At 73.4% G+C, this 21,650-nt stretch carries 19 protein-coding genes and 1 riboswitch; of the genes, 13 read left to right on the forward strand and 6 right to left on the reverse strand.

The genetic code is table 11. The annotated features are described in order from the left end of the window. From C3486_RS24145 to C3486_RS24165, 5 genes are all read left to right on the forward strand, one after another. On the forward strand, positions 1-804 hold an 804-nt coding region (locus C3486_RS24145; RefSeq protein ID WP_146075049.1), incomplete at its 5' end, for an MFS transporter. Then, entirely contained in the window at positions 801-2,012 is a 1,212-nt protein-coding gene (locus C3486_RS24150) for a M20 family metallopeptidase (protein ID WP_103834857.1), read from the forward strand. The genes C3486_RS24145 and C3486_RS24150, both read left to right, overlap by 4 nt. Before the next feature lie 42 nt (positions 2,013-2,054). Continuing rightward, on the forward strand, positions 2,055-2,738 hold the full coding sequence (gene rpe, locus C3486_RS24155; RefSeq protein WP_103834858.1) for a ribulose-phosphate 3-epimerase: 684 nt from the start codon (positions 2,055-2,057) through the stop codon (positions 2,736-2,738). Positions 2,739-2,944: 206 nt separating this feature from the next. Continuing rightward, on the forward strand, positions 2,945-3,931 hold the full coding sequence (locus tag C3486_RS24160) for a sugar-binding transcriptional regulator (protein ID WP_103834859.1): 987 nt from the start codon (positions 2,945-2,947) through the stop codon (positions 3,929-3,931). Positions 3,932-4,021: 90 nt separating this feature from the next. Then, the gene (locus tag C3486_RS24165; RefSeq protein ID WP_103834860.1) at positions 4,022-4,537 is read left to right on the forward strand and encodes a barstar family protein; all 516 of its coding nucleotides are present in this window, start codon (positions 4,022-4,024) and stop codon (positions 4,535-4,537) included. Between the two features lie 9 nt (positions 4,538-4,546). On the opposite strand, the gene C3486_RS24170 is transcribed toward C3486_RS24165, so the two are convergent. Next, the gene (locus C3486_RS24170) at positions 4,547-4,996 is read right to left on the reverse strand and encodes a GNAT family N-acetyltransferase (RefSeq protein ID WP_103834861.1); all 450 of its coding nucleotides are present in this window, start codon (positions 4,994-4,996) and stop codon (positions 4,547-4,549) included. Positions 4,997-5,082: 86 nt separating this feature from the next. Then, positions 5,083-6,096, reverse strand: coding sequence for a hypothetical protein (locus C3486_RS24175; RefSeq protein WP_146075050.1), 1,014 nt, complete (start codon positions 6,094-6,096; stop codon positions 5,083-5,085). Between the two features lie 286 nt (positions 6,097-6,382). On the opposite strand from C3486_RS24175, the gene C3486_RS24180 reads away from it, so the two are divergent. From C3486_RS24180 to C3486_RS24200, 5 genes are all read left to right on the forward strand, one after another. Next, entirely contained in the window at positions 6,383-7,819 is a 1,437-nt protein-coding gene (locus C3486_RS24180) for a GuaB1 family IMP dehydrogenase-related protein (RefSeq protein WP_103834863.1), read from the forward strand. Positions 7,820-8,320: 501 nt separating this feature from the next. Further along, on the forward strand, positions 8,321-9,802 hold the full coding sequence (locus C3486_RS24185; protein WP_103834864.1) for an amino acid permease: 1,482 nt from the start codon (positions 8,321-8,323) through the stop codon (positions 9,800-9,802). Positions 9,803-9,812: 10 nt separating this feature from the next. Continuing rightward, positions 9,813-10,268 (forward strand): Lrp/AsnC family transcriptional regulator, encoded by a 456-nt coding sequence (locus C3486_RS24190; protein ID WP_103834865.1) that lies wholly within the window; start codon positions 9,813-9,815, stop codon positions 10,266-10,268. Between the two features lie 318 nt (positions 10,269-10,586). Further along, positions 10,587-11,384 carry a carbon-nitrogen hydrolase family protein gene (locus tag C3486_RS24195; protein WP_103834866.1) on the forward strand — a complete coding sequence of 266 codons (798 nt, stop codon included), beginning with the start codon at positions 10,587-10,589 and terminating at the stop codon, positions 11,382-11,384. 118 nt (positions 11,385-11,502) lie between these two features. Then, positions 11,503-13,194, forward strand: coding sequence for an NAD(P)/FAD-dependent oxidoreductase (locus C3486_RS24200; protein ID WP_103834867.1), 1,692 nt, complete (start codon positions 11,503-11,505; stop codon positions 13,192-13,194). Positions 13,195-13,317: 123 nt separating this feature from the next. On the opposite strand, the gene C3486_RS24205 is transcribed toward C3486_RS24200, so the two are convergent. Beyond that, on the reverse strand, positions 13,318-14,247 hold the full coding sequence (locus C3486_RS24205; RefSeq protein WP_103834868.1) for an LLM class F420-dependent oxidoreductase: 930 nt from the start codon (positions 14,245-14,247) through the stop codon (positions 13,318-13,320). A 205-nt stretch (positions 14,248-14,452) separates the two neighbouring features. On the opposite strand from C3486_RS24205, the gene C3486_RS24210 reads away from it, so the two are divergent. Then, complete coding sequence (locus C3486_RS24210; RefSeq protein ID WP_258052970.1) at positions 14,453-15,145, forward strand: DUF5995 family protein; 693 nt, start codon at positions 14,453-14,455, stop codon at positions 15,143-15,145. Between the two features lie 319 nt (positions 15,146-15,464). On the opposite strand, the gene C3486_RS24215 is transcribed toward C3486_RS24210, so the two are convergent. Next, positions 15,465-16,865 (reverse strand): uracil-xanthine permease family protein, encoded by a 1,401-nt coding sequence (locus C3486_RS24215; RefSeq protein ID WP_103834869.1) that lies wholly within the window; start codon positions 16,863-16,865, stop codon positions 15,465-15,467. Positions 16,866-17,110: 245 nt separating this feature from the next. Between C3486_RS24215 and C3486_RS24220 the strand changes: the two genes are divergently transcribed. After that, positions 17,111-17,587, forward strand: a complete 477-nt coding sequence (locus tag C3486_RS24220; RefSeq protein ID WP_258052971.1) for a thioesterase family protein — start codon at positions 17,111-17,113, stop codon at positions 17,585-17,587. Between the two features lie 173 nt (positions 17,588-17,760). On the opposite strand, the gene C3486_RS24225 is transcribed toward C3486_RS24220, so the two are convergent. Beyond that, the gene (locus C3486_RS24225; RefSeq protein ID WP_103834871.1) at positions 17,761-18,978 is read right to left on the reverse strand and encodes an MFS transporter; all 1,218 of its coding nucleotides are present in this window, start codon (positions 18,976-18,978) and stop codon (positions 17,761-17,763) included. 86 nt (positions 18,979-19,064) lie between these two features. Here C3486_RS24225 and C3486_RS24230 point away from each other — a divergent pair, with 86 nt between their 5' ends. Next, on the forward strand, positions 19,065-20,399 hold the full coding sequence (locus tag C3486_RS24230; protein WP_103834872.1) for an ROK family transcriptional regulator: 1,335 nt from the start codon (positions 19,065-19,067) through the stop codon (positions 20,397-20,399). 47 nt (positions 20,400-20,446) lie between these two features. Here the strand turns inward: C3486_RS24230 and C3486_RS24235 are convergent, their stop codons facing one another. Then, complete coding sequence (locus tag C3486_RS24235; RefSeq protein ID WP_103834873.1) at positions 20,447-21,259, reverse strand: SDR family oxidoreductase; 813 nt, start codon at positions 21,257-21,259, stop codon at positions 20,447-20,449. Positions 21,260-21,466: 207 nt separating this feature from the next. Next, positions 21,467-21,597: riboswitch (FMN riboswitch) on the forward strand. Positions 21,598-21,650: the final 53 nt, after the last annotated feature.

Genomic DNA, 21,650 nt, shown 5'->3' on the forward strand with positions numbered 1-21,650 from the left:
GGGCTGGTCGGCGTGGTGGTCGCGCTCGCGCAGGGAGCCGCCTGGGGCTGGACCTCGGCCACGACCCTGGCCTGCGGATTCGTCGGGGTGGCCGCGCTGGCCGGCTGGTGGGCGCTGGAACTGCGGGTGGCCCGGCCGCTCGTGGACGTACGGATGTTCCGCAACCGGCGGGTGGCGGTGCTGAGCGTGGTGACCTTCGGCGTCTCCGCGGCCACCATCGGCTCGATCGCCTTCAACGCGACCTTCCTCGGCGCCCGGCCGGACGCCGTCGGCTACGGCATCGGGCTGAACGCCACCGCCATCGGCTGGGCGCTGCTCCCGATGACGCTCGCCAGCGTGGCCGCCTCGGCGCTCAGCCCCGTCCTGCTGCGCCGGCTGGGGGAGCGGCCCACCGTCGCCGCGTCCGGCATCACCACCGTCATCGGCTTCGGGCTCCTGGCCGTCCTGCACACCAGCCTGGTCCACTACCTGATCGCCTCGCTCTTCATCGGCTCAGCGCTGGGGCTCTTCGAGTCCGTCACCCGCACCCTCACCGTCGAGGCGGTCGCGCCCGAGGAGACCGCCACCGCGGCCGGCGTCAACGAACTCGTGCTCTCCCTCGGATCCGCCGTCGGGTCGGCCCTCCTCGGCGCCGCGCTCGCCGCACACGCCACCCACGGCGGCCGGGTCGCCCTCGGCGGCTACACCACCGGCTGGGCGCTCTGCGCCGCCGCCGGACTGGCCGCCGCGCTCGCCGTCCTGGGGCTGCGCCGCGCCCCGGCCCCCGCCCCGTCCGCCACCGTCCCCGAAGGAGCACACCGGTGAAGCTCACCGCCCACCACCGCACCGCACGCGCCGCCGCCGAGTCCTGGCGCGAGGAACTGCTCGCCCTCAGCCACCGGCTGCACGCCGAACCCGAGCTCTCCTACGAGGAGCGCCGCTCCGCCGCAGCGCTCACCGAGGCCGCCGAGCGGGCCGGATTCACCGTCGAGCGCGGCGTCGCCGGGCTGCCCACCGCGTTCACCGGCGTACGCGGCAGCGGTGACCTGGTCATCGGCGTGTGCGCCGAGTACGACGCGCTGCCCGGCATGGGCCACGCCTGCGGCCACAACGTCAACGGCACGGCGGCGCTCGGCGCGGCCCTGGCGCTCGGCGCGGTCGCCGACGACCTCGGCATCACCGTCAAGCTGCTCGGCACCCCGGCCGAGGAGGACGGCGGCGGCAAGGTGGACATGATCGAGCACGGCCTCTTCGACGAGGTGGCCGTGGCGATGATGGTGCACGCCAACGACGCCGACACCGTCGGCAACGGCTCGCTCGCCATCGGCTCCTGGGACATCGCGTACACCGGCCGCCCCGCACACGCCTCGGCCGCCCCCTGGGAGGGCCGGAACGCCCTGGACGCGCTCACCGTCGCCCAGACCGCGCTCGGCCTGCTCCGCCAGCAGCTGCCCCCGGAGAGCGTGGTGCACGGCATCATCACCGACGGCGGCCAGGCCGCCAATGTCATCCCCGCCAGGACCGCCGCGCGCTACGAGGTGCGCTCGCCCACGATGGAGTCGCTGCGCACGCTCCAGGACCGGGTGCGCGCCTGCTTCGAGGCGGGCGCGCTGGCCACCGGTACCGAGCTGCGCCTGGAGCCGCACGGGCACGACTTCGCCGACCTGCGGCAGGACCCCACCGTCGCCGAGCTGTACGCGGGCGCCGCCGAGGCGCTGGGCCGTACCGTCGGGCGCGCGCCGCAGCGCACCGGCTCCACCGACATGGGCAACGTCTCGCACCTGCTGCCCACCATCCACCCGATGATCGGCTACGACACGGGCGGGGCCCGCCATCACACGCCCGAGTTCGCCGCTGCCGGCGTCTCCGAGGGCGCCGACAAGGCGGTGCTGGACGGCGCCGTCGCCATGGCCTGGACGGGCGTCGCGCTGGCCGCCGACGCCGGGCACCGGGAGCGGCTGCTGGCCGCCGTGGCCCGCCGTGCCGCCGCCCGGAAGCGTGCGGCGGAGGACCGTACGGGTCCGCGTCCTTGACCCGCTTATGGTTGTGGCCGCGGGGACGACATACTAGGTGGCATGGCCTTGATCAACCCCAGCATTCTGTCCGCCGACTTCGCCCGGCTCGCCGAGGAGGCGAAGGCCGTCGAGGGCGCTGACTGGCTCCATGTCGACGTCATGGACAACCACTTCGTGCCCAATCTGACGCTCGGCGTCCCCGTGGTGGAGTCGCTGCGGAAGGCGACCGACACCCCGCTCGACTGCCACCTGATGATCGAGGACCCGGACCGCTGGGCGCCGCAGTACGTCGAGGCGGGGGCCGGCTCGGTCACCTTCCACGCCGAGGCGGCGGCCGCGCCGGTCCGCCTCGCGCGGGAGATCCGGGCCAAGGGCGCCCGCGCCTCGATGGCGCTGAAGCCCGCCACGCCCATCGAGCCGTACGAGGACCTGCTCCCCGAGCTCGACATGTTGCTGATCATGACGGTTGAACCGGGATTCGGGGGGCAGGCGTTCCTCGACATCATGCTTCCGAAGATCCGCCGCACCCGTGCCCTGATCGCCAAGCACGGTCTGGAACTGTGGCTGCAGGTGGACGGCGGGGTGTCCGCCTCGACGATCGAGCGCTGTGCCGAGGCGGGTGCCGACGTGTTCGTCGCGGGCTCGGCGGTGTACGGCGCCGAGGACCCGGCGAAGGCGGTCCGTGAGCTGCGGGAGAAGGCCGACGCCGCCACCGCGGCGGCAGGCTGGGGCTGCGCGCACTGACGCGGCCGGGCCGCGCGGCAGGCGCGGCCCCCACCCGGGGCGGCGACTGCCGGCGACGGGGGTTGACCTCGTGGCCACGCAGCGTTCATCGCGGGCCGAGCGGTCACGGCCCACGGCGACCTCGGGTTTCTGGAAGGATGAGCGCAGAGTCGATCAGGTGCGCAGTAGGGGAGATTTTCGTGGTTGCCAGCCGCCCACATACCGGGATGGGCCCCGCCGAGCTGGTGCAGGCTGCGGCCATGGCCCGCCGGTTCTATCTCGAGGGCAAGTCCAAGATTCAGATCGCCGAGGAGTTCGGCGTCAGCCGCTTCAAGGTGGCGCGAGTGCTGGAGACGGCGCTGGAGCGCGACCTCGTACGCATCGAGATCCGGGTGCCGGCCGAGCTGGACGCCGAGCGCTCGGACGCGCTGCGGGCCCGGTACGGCCTGCGGCACGCCGTCGTGGTGGAGTCGGCCGCCGACTCCGACGACGCGCCGGATCCAGAGAACCTCGGTGACGTCGCCGCCGACCTGCTCGGCGAGCTGGTCACTGAGGGCGACGTGCTCGGCATCGCCTGGGGCCGCTCGACGATCCACATGGCGTCGGCGCTGCACCGGCTGCCGCCGTGCACGGTGGTCCAGCTGACCGGCGTGTACGACGCGGGCACCGCCGACAGCGGTTCGGTCGAGGCGGTCCGCCGGGCCGCCGACGTCTCCGGCGGCGAGGCGCACCCCATTTACGCGCCGATGCTGCTGCCGGATTCGGCCACGGCGGCGGCGCTGCGGGGCCAGACGGGTATCGCGCGGGCGTTCGATTACTTTGACAAGGTCACCGTCGCCTGCGTGTCCATCGGCTCCTGGGCGCCCGGCATCTCGACGGTGTACGACATGCTCTCGGAGCGCGAGCGCGAGCACTACGCCTCGCTCGGCGCCACCGCGGAGATGTCGGCCCACCTCTTCGACGCCGAGGGGCGGCGGATCGGCCGCGACCTGGGGGAGCGCTGCATCACGGTCGAGGCCGACCGGCTGCGCCGCATCCCCGAGGTGGTCGCCATCGCGGGCGGCCACCGCAAGGCCGCCGCGATCGGTGCCGTCCTGAAGTCCGGGCTGGTCACGAGCCTGGTGACGGACACCGCAGCGGCCGACCACCTGCTCCTGGAGGCGGCCCCGGGCCCGCGCCCGGCGCTGGACCGGGCTGACCCGGACGGTTCCTGACCCTCCGCGGGGCGACGGCCGCCGTACGGCTTGGGCCGGACGGCGGCCGTTCGCCCGGCGCGGCGGCCGGGGCTGTGACAGCATCGCGGCATGCCAGAAACCCCCGGAGTACCCGGCCAGGCGAGCGCAGGGCCGCGCGGCGGCACCGGCGCTGACCAGGACGCCGTGCCCAAGCCGCTGGCCGCCGTGCTCCACGGGCGGACGCTGCCGGGCGTGCTGTCCTGGCCGGCGGGCCGGCCCGTGCAGCATGCGCTGGACGCCGCGCTGGCCGCCGGCTGGCAGGGCACCGTCCTCGACCTCGAAGGGGTCACCGACAAGGCGGAGTTCATGACGCGCGCCGAGACGGCGCTGCGGCTGCCGTCCTGGTTCGGCCGCAACTGGGACGCGCTCGCCGACTGCCTCGGCGACCTCTCCTGGTGGCCCGTGCACGGCGGCCGGCTGCTCGTCGTACGCGCCTGGCAGGGCTACGCCGCCGCCGAACCGGACGAGTGGCGCGCGGCGGAGTCGGTCCTCGCCGACGCGGTGGCCCGCTGGCGCGACACGGACACCGGCCTCGCAGTCCTCCTCACCCGAGACGCCGGCGGCCCGGCAACGACCCGCCGCTGATCCGCCCCGCTACAGCACCCGCTCGAAGCACCAGGACGTCGCGAGGCCCGCGTACGCGCCGAAGTTGGGTATGCGGGCGTACCCCGCGCGGGTGTAGAAGCGCACGGCGGCGGGCTGGCGGTCGCCGGTTTCCAGGCGGAGGGCGTGCCAGCCTCGGGCCCGGGCCCACTGTTCCAGGGTGCGGAGGATCTCCGCCGCGGCGCCCGATCCGCGCCGGTCGGGGACTACGTACATCCGCTTGATCTCGCCGAAGCCGTCGCCGAGGTCGCGGAGGCCGCCGCAGCCCACCGGGATGCCGTCGTCCTCGTACGCGACGAAGAACGCGGTGATGTCCGCCGCCGACGGCGGGACCCCGGGCTCGCTGTCCGGGGTCCCGTAGATCTCGGCGATCTCCGTCCGCTGCCGGGCCCGCAGCACGGCGGCGTCCGGGTCCTCCCAGGCCACCTGTTCGATCTTCATGGCGGGGATTGTGCCGGGGCGCCGTTTCGGGCGCGTAACGCCGCGGGCCGCGGCCGGTGCGCCGGCGGTTCAGCCGTCCGGGCGGTTCACCCGTCGAGGCGGTCCAGCAGCAGCGAGCCGCCGAAGTCCTCGTCGTCCGTGCCCCACAGCGCCCGGCCGCCGGGCAGCAGCGCGACCGCCTCGATCTTGCGGTTGTCGGCCGTCGTGTACCGGCGGACCTCCTTCGGCGCGGTCAGCTTCACCTCCGGGCGGCCCTTGTCCACCGTCAGCCGGCCGGCCTCGTACACCGCGGAGCTGAACGGCCCGGAGTTCTTGTTCGGGTCCTGCGCCGAGGACAGCACCACGGTCCCGTCCGCCGCGACCTTCAGGTCGCTGATGTGCCGTACCTCGTCCTGGGCCGGCCACGGCGCACGGAACGCCACCGGGTCGCTGACGTGCGAGAACACCTTCTCCGCCGAGGACGCGGACGGGTGCAGGACGGCCGCGCGCACCTGCGAGGCGGTGCCGTTGCTGCCGCGGGTGGCCCAGACCGCGATGTCCCGCCCGGTGGCCCGGTCCCGGTGCACGGCGAACGCCTCGTAGTTCTGCGTGCCGTCGCCCTTGTAGTGCTCCGTTTCCGGCAGCGGCGCCGACCAGCGGACGGCCGCCGTACCGCCGCTCACCTTCACGCCGTACACCGTCGGGCGGAACTTCCCGCCGTCGCCGCTGCTCAGCGTGGTGTACTCGCCGGGCCGCCCGGGCACCGCGTCCAGCGACTCCAGGTCCTTGGGCACCTCGCTCCCGGTCCACTTCAGGTCCCGCACGACGGGCGCGTGGCCGGCCGACAGCCGGACGGCGGAGAGCCGGACCTGGCCCGCCTCCTTGTTGTCCCGCGCCACGACCGTGTCGACGCGGTCGTGGCCGGCCCGCGCGACGGCCAGCCCGCTGACCCCGCCGGTCATGCCGTCGCCGACCTTCTGCCAGGCGGAGGCGGCGGCCGAGGCGGGCGCCGCGGCCGGAGCGGCCGGCCGGTGGCCGTCGTCGGCGACGGCAACGGTGGCCGCCACGGTCGCGAGGGACACGCCGGCGATGCCCGACGCGAGAAGTGATTTTCTGATCATCACGGCACGGTAAGGGCGCGTGACCTCACGCGAGCGCTCCTTATGCACAGGGTTTACCTTCACCTCCACAATTTCGGGTGAAGCCACAGACGGCGGTCGCGCGGGTCGGGTAATGCCACAGAACCTCACCGAACCACGGCCAGAGCTCGTCATTCCGGCACCCGATCAGCGATGATGGTCTAGGAGCTTGATGCCTGATCCGCTGCCGGCACAGCCGTACCCGCCGCCGGACCGGTGCTGACTCCCCGCCCGCTACCGAAGCAACACCGCAGGTGAGAGAGTTAGCATGCGATTTCTGAACGATACGAAGCCGCCGTACGACCTGACGTACGACGACGTGTTCATGGTCCCGAACCGCTCCGCTGTGGGCTCCCGCCAGGCCGTGGACCTCGCTTCGCCGGACGGCACGGGCACCACCATCCCACTGGTCGTGGCCAACATGACCGCGATCGCCGGCCGCCGGATGGCCGAGACGGTGGCCCGCCGCGGCGGCCTCGTCGTCATCCCGCAGGACATCCCGATCGACGTCGTCACCGACGTCGTCAGCTGGGTCAAGCGGCGCCACCTGATCTTCGACACCCCGATCGTGCTCTCGCCGATCGCGACCGTCGCCGACGCGCTGTCCCTGCTGCCCAAGCGGGCGCACGGCGCGGGCGTCGTCGTCGAGGGCGGCCGCCCCATCGGCATCGTCACCGAGCACGACCTGGCCGGCGTGGACCGCTTCACCCAGGTCGCCGAGGTCATGTCCAAGGACCCGCTGGTCCTGGACGCGGACATCGACCCCCGTGACGCGTTCAACGAGCTCGACGCCGCCAACCGCAAGCTCGCCCCCGTGGTCGGCAAGGACGGCCAGCTGGTCGGCATCCTCACCCGCAAGGGCGCGCTCCGCGCGACCCTCTACACCCCCGCCACCGACGCGGACGGCAAGCTGCGCATCGCTGCCGCCGTCGGCATCAACGGCGACGTGGCGGGCAAGGCCAAGGCGCTGCTGGCGGCCGGCGTGGACACCCTCGTGGTGGACACCGCGCACGGCCACCAGGAGTCCATGATCAGCGCGATCAAGGCGGTCCGGGCGTTGGACCCGCAGGTCCCGATCGTGGCGGGCAACATCGTCGCGGCCGACGGCGTGCGCGACCTCATCGAGGCCGGCGCTGACATCATCAAGGTCGGCGTCGGTCCGGGCGCGATGTGCACCACCCGCATGATGACCGGCGTGGGCCGCCCGCAGTTCTCCGCCGTGCTGGAGTGCGCCGCCGAGGCGAAGAAGTACGGCAAGCACGTCTGGGCGGACGGCGGCGTGCGGCACCCGCGTGACGTCGCGATGGCGCTGGCGGCCGGTGCCTCCAACGTCATGATCGGCTCCTGGTTCGCCGGTACGTACGAGTCGCCCGGCGACCTCCAGCAGACCGCCGACGGCCGGCTCTACAAGGAGAGCTTCGGCATGGCCTCGGCCCGCGCGGTGCGCAACCGCACCAGCGAGGAGTCGGCGTACGACCGGGCACGCAAGGGCCTGTTCGAGGAGGGCATCTCGACCTCGCGGATGTTCATCGACCCGGCCCGGCCGGGCGTCGAGGACGTGATCGACTCGATCATCGCGGGCGTGCGCTCCTCCTGCACCTACGCGGGCGCCTCGAACCTCGCCGAGTTCGCCGAGAAGGCCGTCGTCGGCGTGCAGAGCGCCGCCGGCTACGCCGAGGGCAAGCCGCTCCACAACAGCTGGTAGCCGGCCCTCCGGAGCCGTCTCCGGTGCCACCTACGGGCCCGGTCCCGCGCGCACCCCGCGCGGGACCGGGCCCGTCGTCGTACGCGGACGCGCCGCCGGGCCGGGGCACGGACACGCTGCCGGGCCGGGCGCGGGTGAGGCGGTGGCCCCGCGTGCGGGTGAGGCATCACCCTTCCGGGGCTCCGCGCGGCGTGAGATCGCTTACTTCCGGGTGCGCGCGGGCCGGGGGGACGTATCGGACGCCTTCGAATCCATGGCTTCAACACGCCGTCGGCGCGCAACAAATGGCCGCCGTAGCGTTTCGTGCGCAAGGATCGTGCGCGTATGCGCAAGGAACCCGCATTACGGCAGGTCGCGCGAGGGCCTTAAGGTCAGGCAAGTTACGTGGAGTGGCGGGGACCGTCCGCTCGCGGTTCCCCCGTGCGGGTTGCTTCGTGCTGCCCGTGTGCACACCGCCTCGGTCACCGCCGCCTGACCGGCAGCGATTAAGGAGCCACCCCAGTGTTGGACCACGGCGCAGCCCCTCCCGCAGAGGGCAGCGACCCCCAGCCGCAGCAGCCTCCGTCCCGCCCCGGGCCGCTCGGCACCCTGATGCGGCGCAAGCCCGTCGAGCGCCTGGTGGCCGAGGGCGGCCAGGGCGAGGGCGGCTCCCTCCGCCGCTCCCTGGGCATGTGGCAGCTGACCATGATCAGCATCGGCGCGACGCTCGGCACCGGCATCTTCGTCGTGCTCGGCGAGGCCGTCCCGGACGCCGGCCCCGCCGTGATCATCTCCTTCGTGATCGCCGGCATCACCGCGCTCTTCTCGGCGCTGTCCTACGCCGAGCTGGCCGGCACCATCCCGGTCTCGGGGTCCTCGTACTCCTACGCGTACGCCACGCTCGGCGAGCTGGTCGCCTGGGTCTGCGGCTGGTGCCTGATCCTGGAGTACGGCGTCTCGGTCGCCGCGGTCGCGGTCGGCTGGGGGCAGTACCTCAACGAGCTGCTGTCCGGCACGCTCGGCTTCACGATCCCCGACGTGATCGCCGCGCCGCCCGGTGACGGCGGCATCTTCAACCTGCCGGCGCTGCTGGTCGTGCTGCTCGCCATGGTCTTCCTGCTGGGCGGCGCCAAGGAGAGCGCCCGCGCCAACACGATCATGGTCGCGGTGAAGATCGCCGCGCTGCTGCTCTTCTGCGGCGTCGCCTTCCAGGGCATCCGCGCCGGGAACTACGCCCCCTTCATGCCGCTGGGCATGGCGGGCGTCAGCGCCGCCGGTGCCACCCTCTTCTTCTCCTACATCGGCTTCGACGCCGCCTCCACGGCCGGCGAGGAGGCCAAGAACCCGCAGCGCGACCTGCCCCGCGCGATCATGCTCTCGCTGGTCATCGTCACCGCGCTGTACTGCCTGGTCGCCGCGGTCGCCGTGGGCGCGCTGCCCTGGAAGAAGTTCGCCGGCACCGAGGCCGCGCTCGCCGGGATCATGAAGGACGTCACCGGCCAGGGCTTCTGGGCCGTGCTGCTCGCCCTCGGCGCGGTCGTCGCCATCGCCTCCGTCGTGCTGACCGTGCTCTACGGCCAGACCCGCATCCTCTTCGCGATGTCCCGCGACGGCCTGGTGCCCAAGGTCTTCTCCAAGGTCCACCCGAAGACCGGCGCGCCCCGCGCCAACACCGTCATCGTCTCGCTCTTCTGCGGCATCCTGGCCGCCGCCGTGCCGCTCGGCCAGCTGGCGGACGCCACCAGCATCGGCACGCTCTTCGCGTTCGCGCTGGTCAACGTCGCGGTCATCGTGCTCCGCAAGACCCGGCCCGACATGCCGCGGTCCTTCCGCACCCCGCTGTCGCCGCTCTTCCCCGCCATCGGCTTCGTGCTGTGCCTCTGGATGATGGGCAGCCTCGACGTGGTCACCTGGGTGGTGTTCGGAGTCTGGATGGTGGCCGGTCTCGTGTTCTACTTCGCTTACGGCATGCGCCGCTCCCGATTGGCCACCGACCAGAAGTGAACCACCCCCCGTGCGACTGAACGACCTCGACGAACGCATCGTCCACGCGCTGGCGGAGGACGCCCGCCGCTCCTACGCCGACATCGGACAGGAGGTCGGGCTCTCGGCCCCGGCCGTCAAACGCCGGGTGGACCGGCTGCGCGAACAGGGCGCCATCACCGGCTTCACCGTACGGGTGGACCCGGCGGCGCTCGGCTGGGAGACCGAGGGCTTCGTCGAGCTGTACTGCCGTCGCAACACCTCGCCCGAGGCCATTCACCGCGGCCTCGCGCGCTATCCCGAAGTGGCGTCCGCCTCCACCGTGACCGGTGAGGCGGACGCCCTCGTCCAGGTCTTCGCCGCCGACATGCGGCACTTCGAGCGGGTGCTCGAACGGATCGCGGGCGAGCACTTCGTCGAGCGGACCAAGTCCGTCCTCGTGCTCTCGCCGCTGCTGCGGCGCTTCTCCTCGGGCTCGCCCGTCTGACCGTCGCCCCTCGGGTCTGGGGGCCTCAGGGGGGCGGGCGGCCCGGTCCCGCTGGGCGGCTCGGCCCTCGCGCCCTCGCCCCTCTCGTTCCTCTGGCCCCTCCGGCGGCTCGGCGGTCCGGCGCGGCGCGGTGCCGCGCAACGAATCGCCGCGAGCGGCTCCGAAGGCGCAACGAATCGGTACGCGGAGCGCAATGGTGCAGCCTTGTACCACTTGCTCCGCGGACCGTACCGTTCTTGTCGGCTTCCGGCAGATGTCCTCCGACGGTCATCTGCCCGCAGCCTCTCAGCCGCCCGTACGCACCTTCCGAGGGGTCCCATGTCACCGCTGCGCACCGCCCTGCTCCAGAGTTCGGGACGGCCCGGCGACGTGGCGTACAACCTCAAGGCCCTCGCCCGGGCCGCCGAGGACGCGGCCGCGGCCGGCGCCCGGCTGCTGGCCTGCCCCGAGATGTACCTCACCGGCTACGCCATCGGCTCCGGCGTGCACGAGCTCGCCGAGCCCGCCGACGGCGAGAGCGCCGACGAGATCGCCCGGATCGCCGCCGAGCACGGCATCGCCGTCGTCTACGGCTACCCGGAGCGGGACGGCGCGACGGTCTACAACTCCGCGCAGCTCATCGGCCCCGACGGCACCCGGCTGGCGAACTACCGCAAGACGCACCTCTTCGGCTGCTTCGAGCAGGAGATGTTCACCCCCGGCGACCGGCCCGTCGTCCAGGCCGAGCTGGACGGGGTCCGGATCGGCCTGCTGATCTGCTACGACGTGGAGTTCCCGGAGAACGTCCGGGCGCACGCGCTGGCCGGCACCGACTTCCTGGTGGTGCCCACGGCGCAGATGCACCCCTACCAGTTCGTCGCCGAGTCGCTCATCCCGGTACGCGCCTTCGAGAGCCAGCTCTGGATCGCGTACGTCAACCGCACCGGCCCCGAGGGCGAGTTCGAGTTCGTCGGACTCTCCACACTGGCCGGGCCCGACGGGGTCGTACGGGCCCGCGCCGGACGCGGCGAGGAGACGGTGACCGGCGACGTCGACCCGGCCTTCCTCGCGGCCTCCCGCGCGGCCAACACCTACCTCACGGACCGCCGCCCGGAGCTGTACGGCTCGCTGAGCTGACCCCGGCACGTCCCGCCGCGCGCCGCAGCCGCACCGGCCGCGCCGCCGGCCACTCCCTCCTGGGCTCCGCCCGCCCCCTTCCTCCCTTTCTGCACGGTTCTGCAAGGAGTCTCGCCCCATGACGTCCACGGTGCCCACCGCCGTCCAGCACACCGACGCGCAGCCGCCGATCACCATGTTCGGCCCGGACTTCCCCTTCGCGTACGACGACTTCCTCGCCCACCCGGCGGGACTGGGCCAGATACCCGCGACCGAGCACGGCACCGAGGTCGCGATCATCGGCGGCGGCCTCTCCGGCATCGTGACCGCCTACGAGCTGATGAAGATGGGCCTCAAGCCCGTCGTGTACGAGGCGGACCAGATCGGCGGGCGGCTGCGCACCGTCGGCTTCGAGGGCTGCGACCCCTCGCTCACCGCGGAGATGGGCGCCATGCGCTTCCCCCCGTCCTCCACCGCGCTGCAGCACTACATCGACCTGGTCGGGCTGCACACCAAGCCCTTCCCGAACCCGCTCGCGCCCGAGACCCCCTCCACCGTCGTCGACCTCAAGGGCGAGTCCCACTACGCCGAGACCCTCGACGACCTGCCCGACGTCTACCGCCAGGTCGCCGAGGCATGGAACGCCTGCCTGGAGGAGGGCGCCGACTTCTCCGACATGAACCAGGCCCTCCGTGAGCGCGACGTCCCGCGCATCCGCGAGATCTGGGGCAAGCTCGTCGAGAAGCTGGACAACCAGACCTTCTACGGCTTCCTCTGCGACTCCAGCGCCTTCAAGTCCTTCCGGCACCGGGAGATCTTCGGCCAGGTCGGCTTCGGCACCGGCGGCTGGGACACCGACTTCCCCAACTCCATCCTGGAGATCCTGCGCGTCGTCTACACCGAGGCCGACGACCACCACCGCGGGATCGTCGGCGGCAGCCAGCAGCTCCCGCTGCGCCTGTGGGAGCGCGAGCCCGAGAAGATCGTGCACTGGGCCCAGGGCACGTCCCTCTCCTCGCTGCACGACGGCACCCCGCGCCCGGCCGTCACCCGGCTGAACCGCACCGCCGGCAACCGGATCACCGTCACCGACGCCTCCGGCGACATCCGCACTTACCAGGCGGCCGTCTTCACTGCGCAGTCCTGGATGCTGTTGTCAAAGATCGAGTGCGACGACGCACTGTTCCCCATCGACCACTGGACGGCGGTGGAGCGCACTCACTACATGGAGTCCTCCAAGCTGTTCGTGCCGGTCGACCGGCCGTTCTGGCTGGACAAGGACGAGGAGACGGGCCGGGACGTCATGTCGATGACGCTGACGGACCGGATGACCCGCGGCACCTACCTCCTGGACAACGGCCCGGACCAGCCGGCCGTCATCTGCCTCTCGTACACCTGGTGCGACGACAGCCTGAAGTGGCTGCCGCTGGACGCCAACGAGCGCATGGAGGTCATGCTCAAGTCGCTCTCGGAGATCTATCCGAAGGTCGACATCCGCAAGCACATCATCGGCAACCCGGTGACCGTGTCCTGGGAGAACGAGCCTTACTTCATGGGCGCGTTCAAGGCCAACCTGCCGGGCCATTACCGCTACCAGCGCCGCCTGTTCACGCACTTCATGCAGGACCTCCTTCCCGAGGACAAGCGCGGCATCTTCCTGGCCGGCGACGACATCTCCTGGACCGCCGGCTGGGCCGAGGGCGCCGTGCAGACCGCGCTGAACGCCGTGTGGGGCGTGATGCACCACTTCGGCGGCAGCACCGACGCCACCAACCCGGGCCCGGGCGACCTCTACGACGAGATCGCCCCGGTCGAACTGCCGGAGGACTGACCGTCCGACGGCCATCCGGAGCCGACGACCGCACGGCCGGGTGCGGTGCGGTCGGGGGCCCGGCTACCGGACTCGGGGACGGAGGGGACAGGGGGAGCCGCCGCGGCGCGGCTCCCCCTGCGCTCATATCCCGGCCGCGCGCGCCGCTTCGTACACCTCCGCCGCCAGGTTCTTCAGCTCCTCCGCGTCCCGGGCCCGGCCCTGCAGGTCGAGCAGGATCTCCCCGACGCCCACCTCGGCATGGGCCACCAAGTCCTCGATGATCTGCGCGACGTCCCCCTGGAAGGGCGCGCGGTCCTGGCCCTCGTACGCCTTCGGCGTGAGCTGGGTGTTCACCCGCAGGACGTTGTCGAACGGGGCCTCGCGACCGCGCTCCGCGGCCAGCTCCCGTACCCGCCGCCACTGCTCGGCCAGCTTCTCCGCGCCCATCGCCACCGGCATCCAGCCGTCCGCCCGGTCCACCAGCCGGCGCAGCGCCCGCGGGCTGGTGGCGGGCAGCAGTACCGGTATCGGCCGGGCGGGCTTCGGGCCGACCACGGACGGGGGGATCGTCGTCAGCTCGCCCTCGTACGCCACCGGGTCCGGGCCCCAGACGGCCCGGCACACGTCCAGCAGCTCGTCCAGCACCTTGCCGCGCCGCTCGAACGGGGCCACCGCGGCCGCCGCGTACTCGTCGAGGGACCAGCCCGTGCCCAGCCCGGCCACCACCCGGCCGCCGCTCGCCGCGTCCAGCGAGGCGAGGCCGCGGGCCAGCTGGAAGGGCACGTGCAACGGGGCGACCAGCACGCTCGTGCCCAGCCGGGCCCGCTCCGTGACCGCGGCGGCCAGCGTCAGCGTCACCAGCGGATCGGCCACCGAGCGGTACTGATCGGGCCAGGGGAGACCCGGTATGCCGTACAGCCCTTGCGTCGCGGGCTCGGGGAACAGCACGCGCTCGAAGACCCAGAGGCTCTCGTACCCGATCTGCTCGGCGGCGCGCGCCACGTCCGGCACGTCGCGGCCGAGGTCGTACTGGCGCATCTGGGGAAGGCCCAGTCCGAGTCGGACAGTCATACCGTGCTCCTTCGCATCCGGTTCACCGGCGGTCATGTGCGATCAACGTCCGCCGGGCGCGGGGGAGTTCCGCTCGCAGGGGGCGCGATGGCGCGCGGTACCGGCGCACACCGCCGGTGAGGGTCCGGCCATGCCTTTAGCCCGATCCGGTCACTCCGCACCGCGCCGTCCCTGCCGAGGGCCCGCCGCTGCCACGCTGATCCGTATGACGACGATGCAGCCGACGGGCGCGACGGCGGGTGTGGCGCGGGTCGTGGCGCGGATGCGCGCGCTGGACGCGACGCTGCCGCCGGCCGACGGCGTAGGGGTGTTCAACCGGGTGTACCTGCAGGTCACCGAGGAGGTCGGACGGCAGATCGGGGCCGGCGGCTTCCGGGACGCGGGGGCGGCGGCCGAGCTGGACGTGCGGTTCGCGCTGCGCTACCTCGGCGCGGTGGACGCCGTCACGGCCGGGCTGCGGCCGCCGGCCTGCTGGCGCCCGCTGTTCCAGCTGCGCCGCCATCCCGGCGTCAAGCCGCTGCAGTTCGCGCTGGCCGGCATCAACGCGCACATCGGCCACGACCTGGCGCTCGCCCTGGTGGACACCTGCGGGGCGCTGGGGTGCGAACCGACCGCGCTGGAGGCCGACTTCGACCGGGTGGGGCGGGTGCTGACCGGCCTGGAGGAGCGGGTGCGGGAGCGGCTGATGCCGGGGCCCGACGTGCTGGACATCGCCGATCCGCTGACCCACCTGGCCGGCTCCTGGAGCCTGGAGGCGGCCAGGGGCGGCGCGTGGGCGGCGGCCCGGGCGCTGTGGAGCCTGCGCGGCCTGCCGGAGGTGGCGGAGGAGTTCGCGGAGCGGCTCGACGCGGGCGTCGGCCTGGTCGGCCAGATGCTGCTGACACCACTGCGCGGCTGACGCGGCCTGCACGGCCGAGACCGGCGACGGGGCCGAGGCCGGCTGCGGAGCCGAGGCCGGCCGCGGGGCTGAGGGCGGCCGCGGAGCTGAGTTCGGCTGCGGGGCCGAGACCGGTCGCGGGCCGACGCGCTTCGCGGACCGTCCGGCTGGGTAACTCCCCGGTGGGGGCTCCCCAGGGCTGCACCTGTATGCGCGCAGGCCACCCCGTCACCACGCGCCCGGCGCCGTAGGCCGCCGCCCCGTCACCATGTGCCCGGCGCCATGTGCCGCCCACAGGCGGCGCAGAAGCCCGGGTCCGAGCCCCTGTGCGCGGCCCCTGTTACGCCCCCGGCGCCGTGTCCCCGTCCCTCTCCTCGTCGTACGCCGACGTGCCCTCGTCCAGCAGCGGTTCCTGGGTCTTCAGGTGGGCCGGGGCCAGGGCCCGGAGGACGTGGTAGCCGGAGAGGACGACGATCGTGCCGAGCGCGATGCCGCCCAGTTCGAAGTTGTCGGAGATCTTCAGGCTGACGCCGCCGACGCCGATGATGATGCCCGCGGCCACGGGGACCAGGTTCAGCGGATTGCGCAGGTCGACCTTGTTGTGCACCCAGATCTGCGCGCCGAGCAGGCCGATCATGCCGTACAGGATGACCGTGATGCCGCCGAGCACCCCGCCCGGGATCGCCGCGACCACGGCGCCGAACTTGGGGCAGAGCCCGAAGAGGAGGGCGAAGCAGGCGGCGGCCCAGTAGGCGGCGGTGGAGTAGACGCGGGTGGCCGCCATGACGCCGATGTTCTCGGAGTACGTGGTGTTGGGCGGCCCGCCGAGCGCGGTGGAGAGCACGGACGCGGCGCCGTCGGCGGAGATCGCGGTGCCCAGCTTGTCGTCCAGCGGGTCGCCGGTCATCTCGCCGACCGCCTTGACGTGCCCGGCGTTCTCCGCGACCAGCGCGATCACGACCGGCAGCGCGACCAGGACGGCGGACCACTGGAAGCTCGGCCCGTGGAAGGACGGCAGGCCCACCCAGTCGGCCTTGGCCACGGCCGAGAAGTCCAGCCGCCAGTGGTCGGTGACCTTCCCGGCGCCGTTCTGGGAGTGGATCATCCCGAAGACCAGGTCGAAGACCCAGGAGATGAGGTACCCGAAGACCAGCCCGAGGAAGATCGCGATGCGCGACCAGAAGCCGCGCAGACAGACCACGGCGAGCCCGGTGAACAGCATGGTCAGCAGCGCCACCCACTGGTCCTGCGGCCAGTAGGTGCTCGCGGTCACGGGGGCGAGGTTGAAGCCGATCAGCATGACGACCGCGCCGGTGACGACCGGCGGCATCGCCGCGTGGATGATCCGCGCACCGAACCGCTGCACCGCGAGCCCGACGGCGAAGAGCACCGCGCCGACCACGAGGACCGCGCCGGTGACCGTGGCGCTCGAACCGCCCTGGGCCCGGATGACGGCTGCCACGCCCACGAAGGAGAGGCTGCACCCGAGATAGGAGGGCACCCGGCCACGGGTCGCGAGCAGGAAGATCATGGTCGCGACGCCGGACATCATGATGGCGAGGTTCGGGTCCAGACCCATGAGGACCGGCGCGACGAAACTCGCACCGAACATCGCCACCACGTGCTGCGCGCCGAGGCCCGCTGTGCGCGGCCAGGACAGCCGCTCGTCGGGTCTGACCACGGCTCCCGGCGCGGGGGTGCGCCCGTCTCCGTGGAGGGTCCAGCGCACGCCGAGGCCCATGGAAGCTCCGTTCTCGTCAAGTCGTCGTGAGGCCACCGACCGGCGGTGACCGGCCAATGTTAGTGGGGGCCAGGTCCGCTTCCTCCGGTTACGGCCCGGATCGGCCGCGCATGGTCTCGGTCACTCGGCCCCGGGCGGGAGCAGTCTAAGCGCATGCTTACGATGAGATGGTTCAACTTTTGAACGCATCAGTTCCGAGCATGTGCGGCCGCGCCCGGCCGCACCGCAGCACCAGGAGTACGACCGTGAGCGACGCCGTTCCGTATACCGCCGAGACCCTTCCGTACGGCGAGCTGGTCCCCGTCACGGTCCACTTCGACGACCTCGACGCGCTCGGCATGCTGCACAACTCGCGGTTCCCGCTGCTCGTCGAGCGCGCCTGGGGCGCTTACTGGCACGGCCACGGCTTCGGCTTCGCGGGCGACTGGGCGTCCGCCGGCGACATGGCCAACGTGATCAAGGAGATGCGCGTCTCCTACGAGGCGCCGATCACCCGCCCCGGCACGTACGCCGCCCACCTGTGGGTCGAGAAGCTGGGCCGCACGAGCCTCACCTACGGCTTCCGGGTCTGCTCGGCGGACGGCGCGACCACGTACGCGCAGGGGCACCGCGTCCTCGTGCGCGTCGACGCGCAGACCCTCCGTCCCACGCCGTGGACCGACGAGGCCCGCGCGATAGCCCGCAAGCTGGCCCGCCCGGAGGCCCTGCCGGACGCGAGCTGAGCCGAGCTCACGCGGGCGCGGCCACGGTCCCGAAAGAGCGGCGCGCCGCCGACCGCAGTCCCGGGTGCGGCGCGCCGCCGACCGCGGCCCCAGGAGCGGCGCGCGCCGGCTGCGGGCCCCGGAGCGGAGCGCCACCCGCCGCCCGTCACCCAGCGTCCGTCACGAGCCGTCCGTCATGACCCCTTCAGGTCGAACGTGGCCGAGCTGACCGACGCGCGGCGTTCCGGTACGCGGAGTACCCCGGCGCCCAGTACCAGGCCCAGCGCCAGCGTCGTGACCAGCGCGAACGAGACGGTCAGCGAGGTGGCCTGGGCGATCGAGCCGATCGCGGAGGGCGCGATCAGGCCCGAGGTGTACGTGATCGTCGCGACGCCCGCGATGGCCTGGCTCGGCGCCGGGCCGCTGCGGCCCGCCGCGGCGAACGCCAGCGGCACGACCACCGCGATGCCCAGACCGATCAGCGCGAAGCCCGCCACCGCCATCGCCGGGTGCTGCGCCGTGACGATCAGCAGCCCGCCCGCCGTGGCGAGCACGCCGCCCGCCCGGACCGTGCGCACGGGGCCGAAGCGGGCCACCACGTGGTCGCCCGCCAGCCGGGCCGCCGCCATCGTGCACGCGAACGCGGTCGTGGAGCCGGCCGCGAGCCCCGCCGACGTGCCCAGCACGTCCCGCAGGTACACCGCCGACCAGTCCAGGCTGGCCCCCTCGGCGAACACCGCGCAGAATCCGACGGCCCCGATGACCAGCGCGGACTTCGGCGGCAGCGCGAACCGCGGCGGCGGGTGCTCGTTCGGGGTGCTGCGCAGGTCCAGTACGCCCTGGCAGAAGACCGCGCCCAGGACGGTCAGCGCGCCGGCCGCGAGGGCGAGGTGCAGCCGGGCGTCGGAGCCGGCGTGCGCGGCGAACGTGCCGGCGGCCGAGCCCAGCAGTGCGCCCACGCTCCACATGCCGTGCAGCCCGGACATGATCGGCTTGTCGAGGCGCTGCTCGACCTCGACGCCCAGGGCGTTCATCGCCACGTCCGACATACCGGCGCTGGCCCCGTAGACGAGCAGGGCGCCGCACAGCGCATAGAGGTTCGGCGCGAGTGCGGGCAGGACGAGGGACAGCGTCCACAGCGCCAGAAGGCCGCGCAGCGCCGTACGGGAGCCGAAGCGGTGGCTCACGCGGCCGGCCAGCGGCATCGCCAGGGACGCACCGATCGCCGGGAAGGCGAGCGCGAGGCCGAGCTGCCCGGCAGTGGCCCCGGTGTGCTCCTGGATCCACGGGACGCGGGTGGCGAAGTTGCCGGTCACCGCGCCGTGTACGAGGAAGACCAGCGCCACCGACCAGCGCGCGCGGCGCAGTTGGGGCGCGGGGAGTGCCGTGCCGGAACCACCGTTGACGGGCATGGCGGTAAAACTATCAGGGTCCCTGCCTATTAACCGCCGATTATTTCGCGGGATGTTCGGCCCGGACGGTCTGGAAGGATTCCGCCATGCCTGACACCACCGCGCGCCCCGGCCGCACGGCGCCGCACGCCGCGCCACGGGCCCGGTCCCGTACCGCGTCGCCGCGCACCGCACGGGCCATCAACGACCGTCTCGCGCTCCAGCTCCTCGAAGCCGACGGGCCGCTGACGGCGCATCAGCTCAAGGAGCGGACGGGGCTGTCCCGGCCCACGGTGGCCGACCTCGTCGAGCGGCTGCGCGCCGCCGGGCTCATCGCGGTCGTCGGCGAGGCGGGCGCCGACCGCCGCGGCCCCAACGCCCGGCTCTACGGCATCGTCGCGGGCCGGGCCCACCTCGCCGGCATCGACGTCCGCACGCACGGCGTCACCGTCGCGGTCGCCGATCTGCTCGGGGCCGTCCGCGCCGAGGAGTCCGTGCCGGTCGCCGAGGACGCCGCACCCGAGGAGGCCGTGGCCGGCGCGTACGCCGCGCTGGACCGGGCGCTGGAGCGGGCCGGCGGCGTCCGGCCGCACACCGTCGCGGTCGGCGCGCCCGGCCTCGTCGACCCCGCGACGGGCCGCCTGACCGGCACCGGAACGCTGCCGTCCTGGCACGGCGCGCTGGTCGCCGGGCTGCGCGGCCGGCTCGACGCACCGCTGCTCCTGGAGAACGAGGTGAACCTCGCCGCCATCGCCGAACGGCGGGACGGCGCGGCCCGGGACCGCGACACCTTCGTCCTGCTCTGGCTCGGGCACGGGGTGGGCGCAGCGGTCGTCCTGGACGGCCGGCTGCGCCGCGGTGCCTCCGGCGGCACCGGCGAGATCGGCTTCCTGCCCGTGCCCGGCACACCGGCCCTGCCCAGCGCCACCGGCTGCGACGGCGGCTTCCACTCGCTGGCCGCCTCCGGCGCGATCGCGGCGCTCGCGGGGGAGCACGGGCTCACGGGGGAGCGCGGCCCTACGGGGGAGTACGGGCTTACACGGGAGTACGGGCCCGCCGCCGCGCCGGGCGGCACCGCCGCCGACACCGGCCCGGACGCGGACGCCCCCGCCGCCGAACGCATCGTGCGCGCCGCGGTAGCCGCCGGATCCTCCGCAGCGGCGGACTTCCTCGACGCGCTGGCGCAGCGGATCGCCGTGGGCGTGGCCGCGGTGACCGCCGTGCTCGACCCCGGCTGCGTCGTGCTCGGCGGCGAGATCGGCCGGGCCGGCGGCGCGGCGCTCGCCACGCGGGTGGCCGACCGGGCCGCCGCGATGTCACCGCTGCACACCGAGGTGCGCGCCGGCACGGTCGGCGGCCGGGCCGTGCTCCGCGGCGCCGTGCTCGCCGCCAAGGACGCCGCGCAGGACGACCTCTTCGGCCCCGAGCGCGCGGCTCTCTGAGGGGGCGCCCGGTCCCGGCAGCCGGACGCCTGCGGCAGCCCGGCCCCTCACCCGCCCGCGTTGTCCCCGGACCCCACCACCCGCAGCCCCGGTACGTGCCCGCCGCGCTCGGCCAGGAAATCCGCGTAGCGGATCTTGCCGACCGCGTGGTCCGGGGTGAGGTTCCCGCCCGCGCGCAGCGCCCGGTACGTCGCGCCCGGCAGCATCATCGGCAGCACGGCGCGGCGGCGCTCGCCCGCGCGCAGGGTGAGGCCGATCAGCTCGCGGGCCCCCAGCACCTCGGGGCCGCCCATCTCCGGGACCTGCCCGGCCGGCTCCCCGTACGCCAGCTCCACCAGCCGCGCGCCCACCTCGCGGACGTCGACGGGCTGGATGCGCACGCCCGCCGGGGCCGGCAGCACGGGCGACCGCGCGCCGGCCTTCACCATCCGCAGCACCAGGTCGTGGAACTGGGTCGTGCGCAGCACCGTCCACGGCACGTCCGACTCCGCCAGCAGCCGCTCGACCTCCCGCTTGGTGCGGTAGTAGCGCAGGGGCACCCGGTCCACGCCGACGATGGAGATATACACCAGATGCCGTACGCCCGCCGTCCGCGCCGCGTCCACCAACTGTCCTGCCGAATCCAGGTCGCCCCCGGACGGCGTCGAGGCGCAGTGCACGATCACCTCGGCCCCGGCCGTCGCGTCCGCCAGGCCGACCCCGTTCCGCAGGTCGACGGCGTACGAGCGCAGCCTGGGGTGTTCCGTGCGGGTGTGCGGCCGGCGGCTGAGCACCCGCACGGTGTGCCCGTCGGCCAGCAGCCGGTCCACCACGACCCGCCCCAGGGTCCCCGTGCCGCCGGTCACCAGAAACGTCGTCATCGCCCGCTCCTCCCGGAGAAAACGCCTCTCCTGCCATCCGACCGCGCCGGACGCGGCCTGTCATCCGTAAGAACTCCCCCGGAACGCGCGGGGAACTCCGGCCGTCCGGTGCGTACCCGGACCGCCACGCAGTGTGAGTCAGCCCACAGGGCTGCGCCCGCATGGCAGACGATCAGACGTGGCAGACTGGAGGGGTACTGACATACGCAGCGCACTCCGGGGTCGGTGAAAGTCCGAACCGGCGGTTACAGTCCGCGACCCGTCCGCAGCCAGCGGCCGGTTGAGCAGGTGAAATTCCTGCACCGACGGTTAAAGTCCGGATGGGAGGCAGTGCGCGGCGGGCGAGCAGCATCAGTACGCCGCCGCCGGCGGTCCCGTCCACGACGGTCGG

Source organism: Streptomyces sp. Ru73 (assembly GCF_002920575.1).
Taxonomy (GTDB): Bacteria; Actinomycetota; Actinomycetes; order Streptomycetales; family Streptomycetaceae; genus Streptomyces.

Bases quoted from the DNA above. Each gene is read 5' to 3' on its own strand.
- C3486_RS24180 (WP_103834863.1), top strand. From the start codon at position 6,383: ATGCGATTTCTGAACGATACGAAGCCGCCGTACGACCTGACGTACGAC.
- C3486_RS24215 (WP_103834869.1), bottom strand. From the start codon at position 16,865: ATGGGCCTCGGCGTGCGCTGGACCCTCCACGGAGACGGGCGCACCCCC.
- C3486_RS24165 (WP_103834860.1), top strand. From the start codon at position 4,022: ATGCCAGAAACCCCCGGAGTACCCGGCCAGGCGAGCGCAGGGCCGCGC.
- C3486_RS24195 (WP_103834866.1), top strand. From the start codon at position 10,587: ATGTCACCGCTGCGCACCGCCCTGCTCCAGAGTTCGGGACGGCCCGGC.
- C3486_RS24175 (WP_146075050.1), bottom strand. From the start codon at position 6,096: ATGATCAGAAAATCACTTCTCGCGTCGGGCATCGCCGGCGTGTCCCTC.
- C3486_RS24160 (WP_103834859.1), top strand. From the start codon at position 2,945: ATGGGCCCCGCCGAGCTGGTGCAGGCTGCGGCCATGGCCCGCCGGTTC.
- C3486_RS24170 (WP_103834861.1), bottom strand. From the start codon at position 4,996: ATGAAGATCGAACAGGTGGCCTGGGAGGACCCGGACGCCGCCGTGCTG.
- C3486_RS24230 (WP_103834872.1), top strand. From the start codon at position 19,065: ATGCCTGACACCACCGCGCGCCCCGGCCGCACGGCGCCGCACGCCGCG.
- C3486_RS24205 (WP_103834868.1), bottom strand. From the start codon at position 14,247: ATGACTGTCCGACTCGGACTGGGCCTTCCCCAGATGCGCCAGTACGAC.
- rpe (WP_103834858.1), top strand. From the start codon at position 2,055: ATGGCCTTGATCAACCCCAGCATTCTGTCCGCCGACTTCGCCCGGCTC.
- C3486_RS24200 (WP_103834867.1), top strand. From the start codon at position 11,503: ATGACGTCCACGGTGCCCACCGCCGTCCAGCACACCGACGCGCAGCCG.
- C3486_RS24225 (WP_103834871.1), bottom strand. From the start codon at position 18,978: ATGCCCGTCAACGGTGGTTCCGGCACGGCACTCCCCGCGCCCCAACTG.
- C3486_RS24210 (WP_258052970.1), top strand. From the start codon at position 14,453: ATGACGACGATGCAGCCGACGGGCGCGACGGCGGGTGTGGCGCGGGTC.
- C3486_RS24235 (WP_103834873.1), bottom strand. From the start codon at position 21,259: ATGACGACGTTTCTGGTGACCGGCGGCACGGGGACCCTGGGGCGGGTC.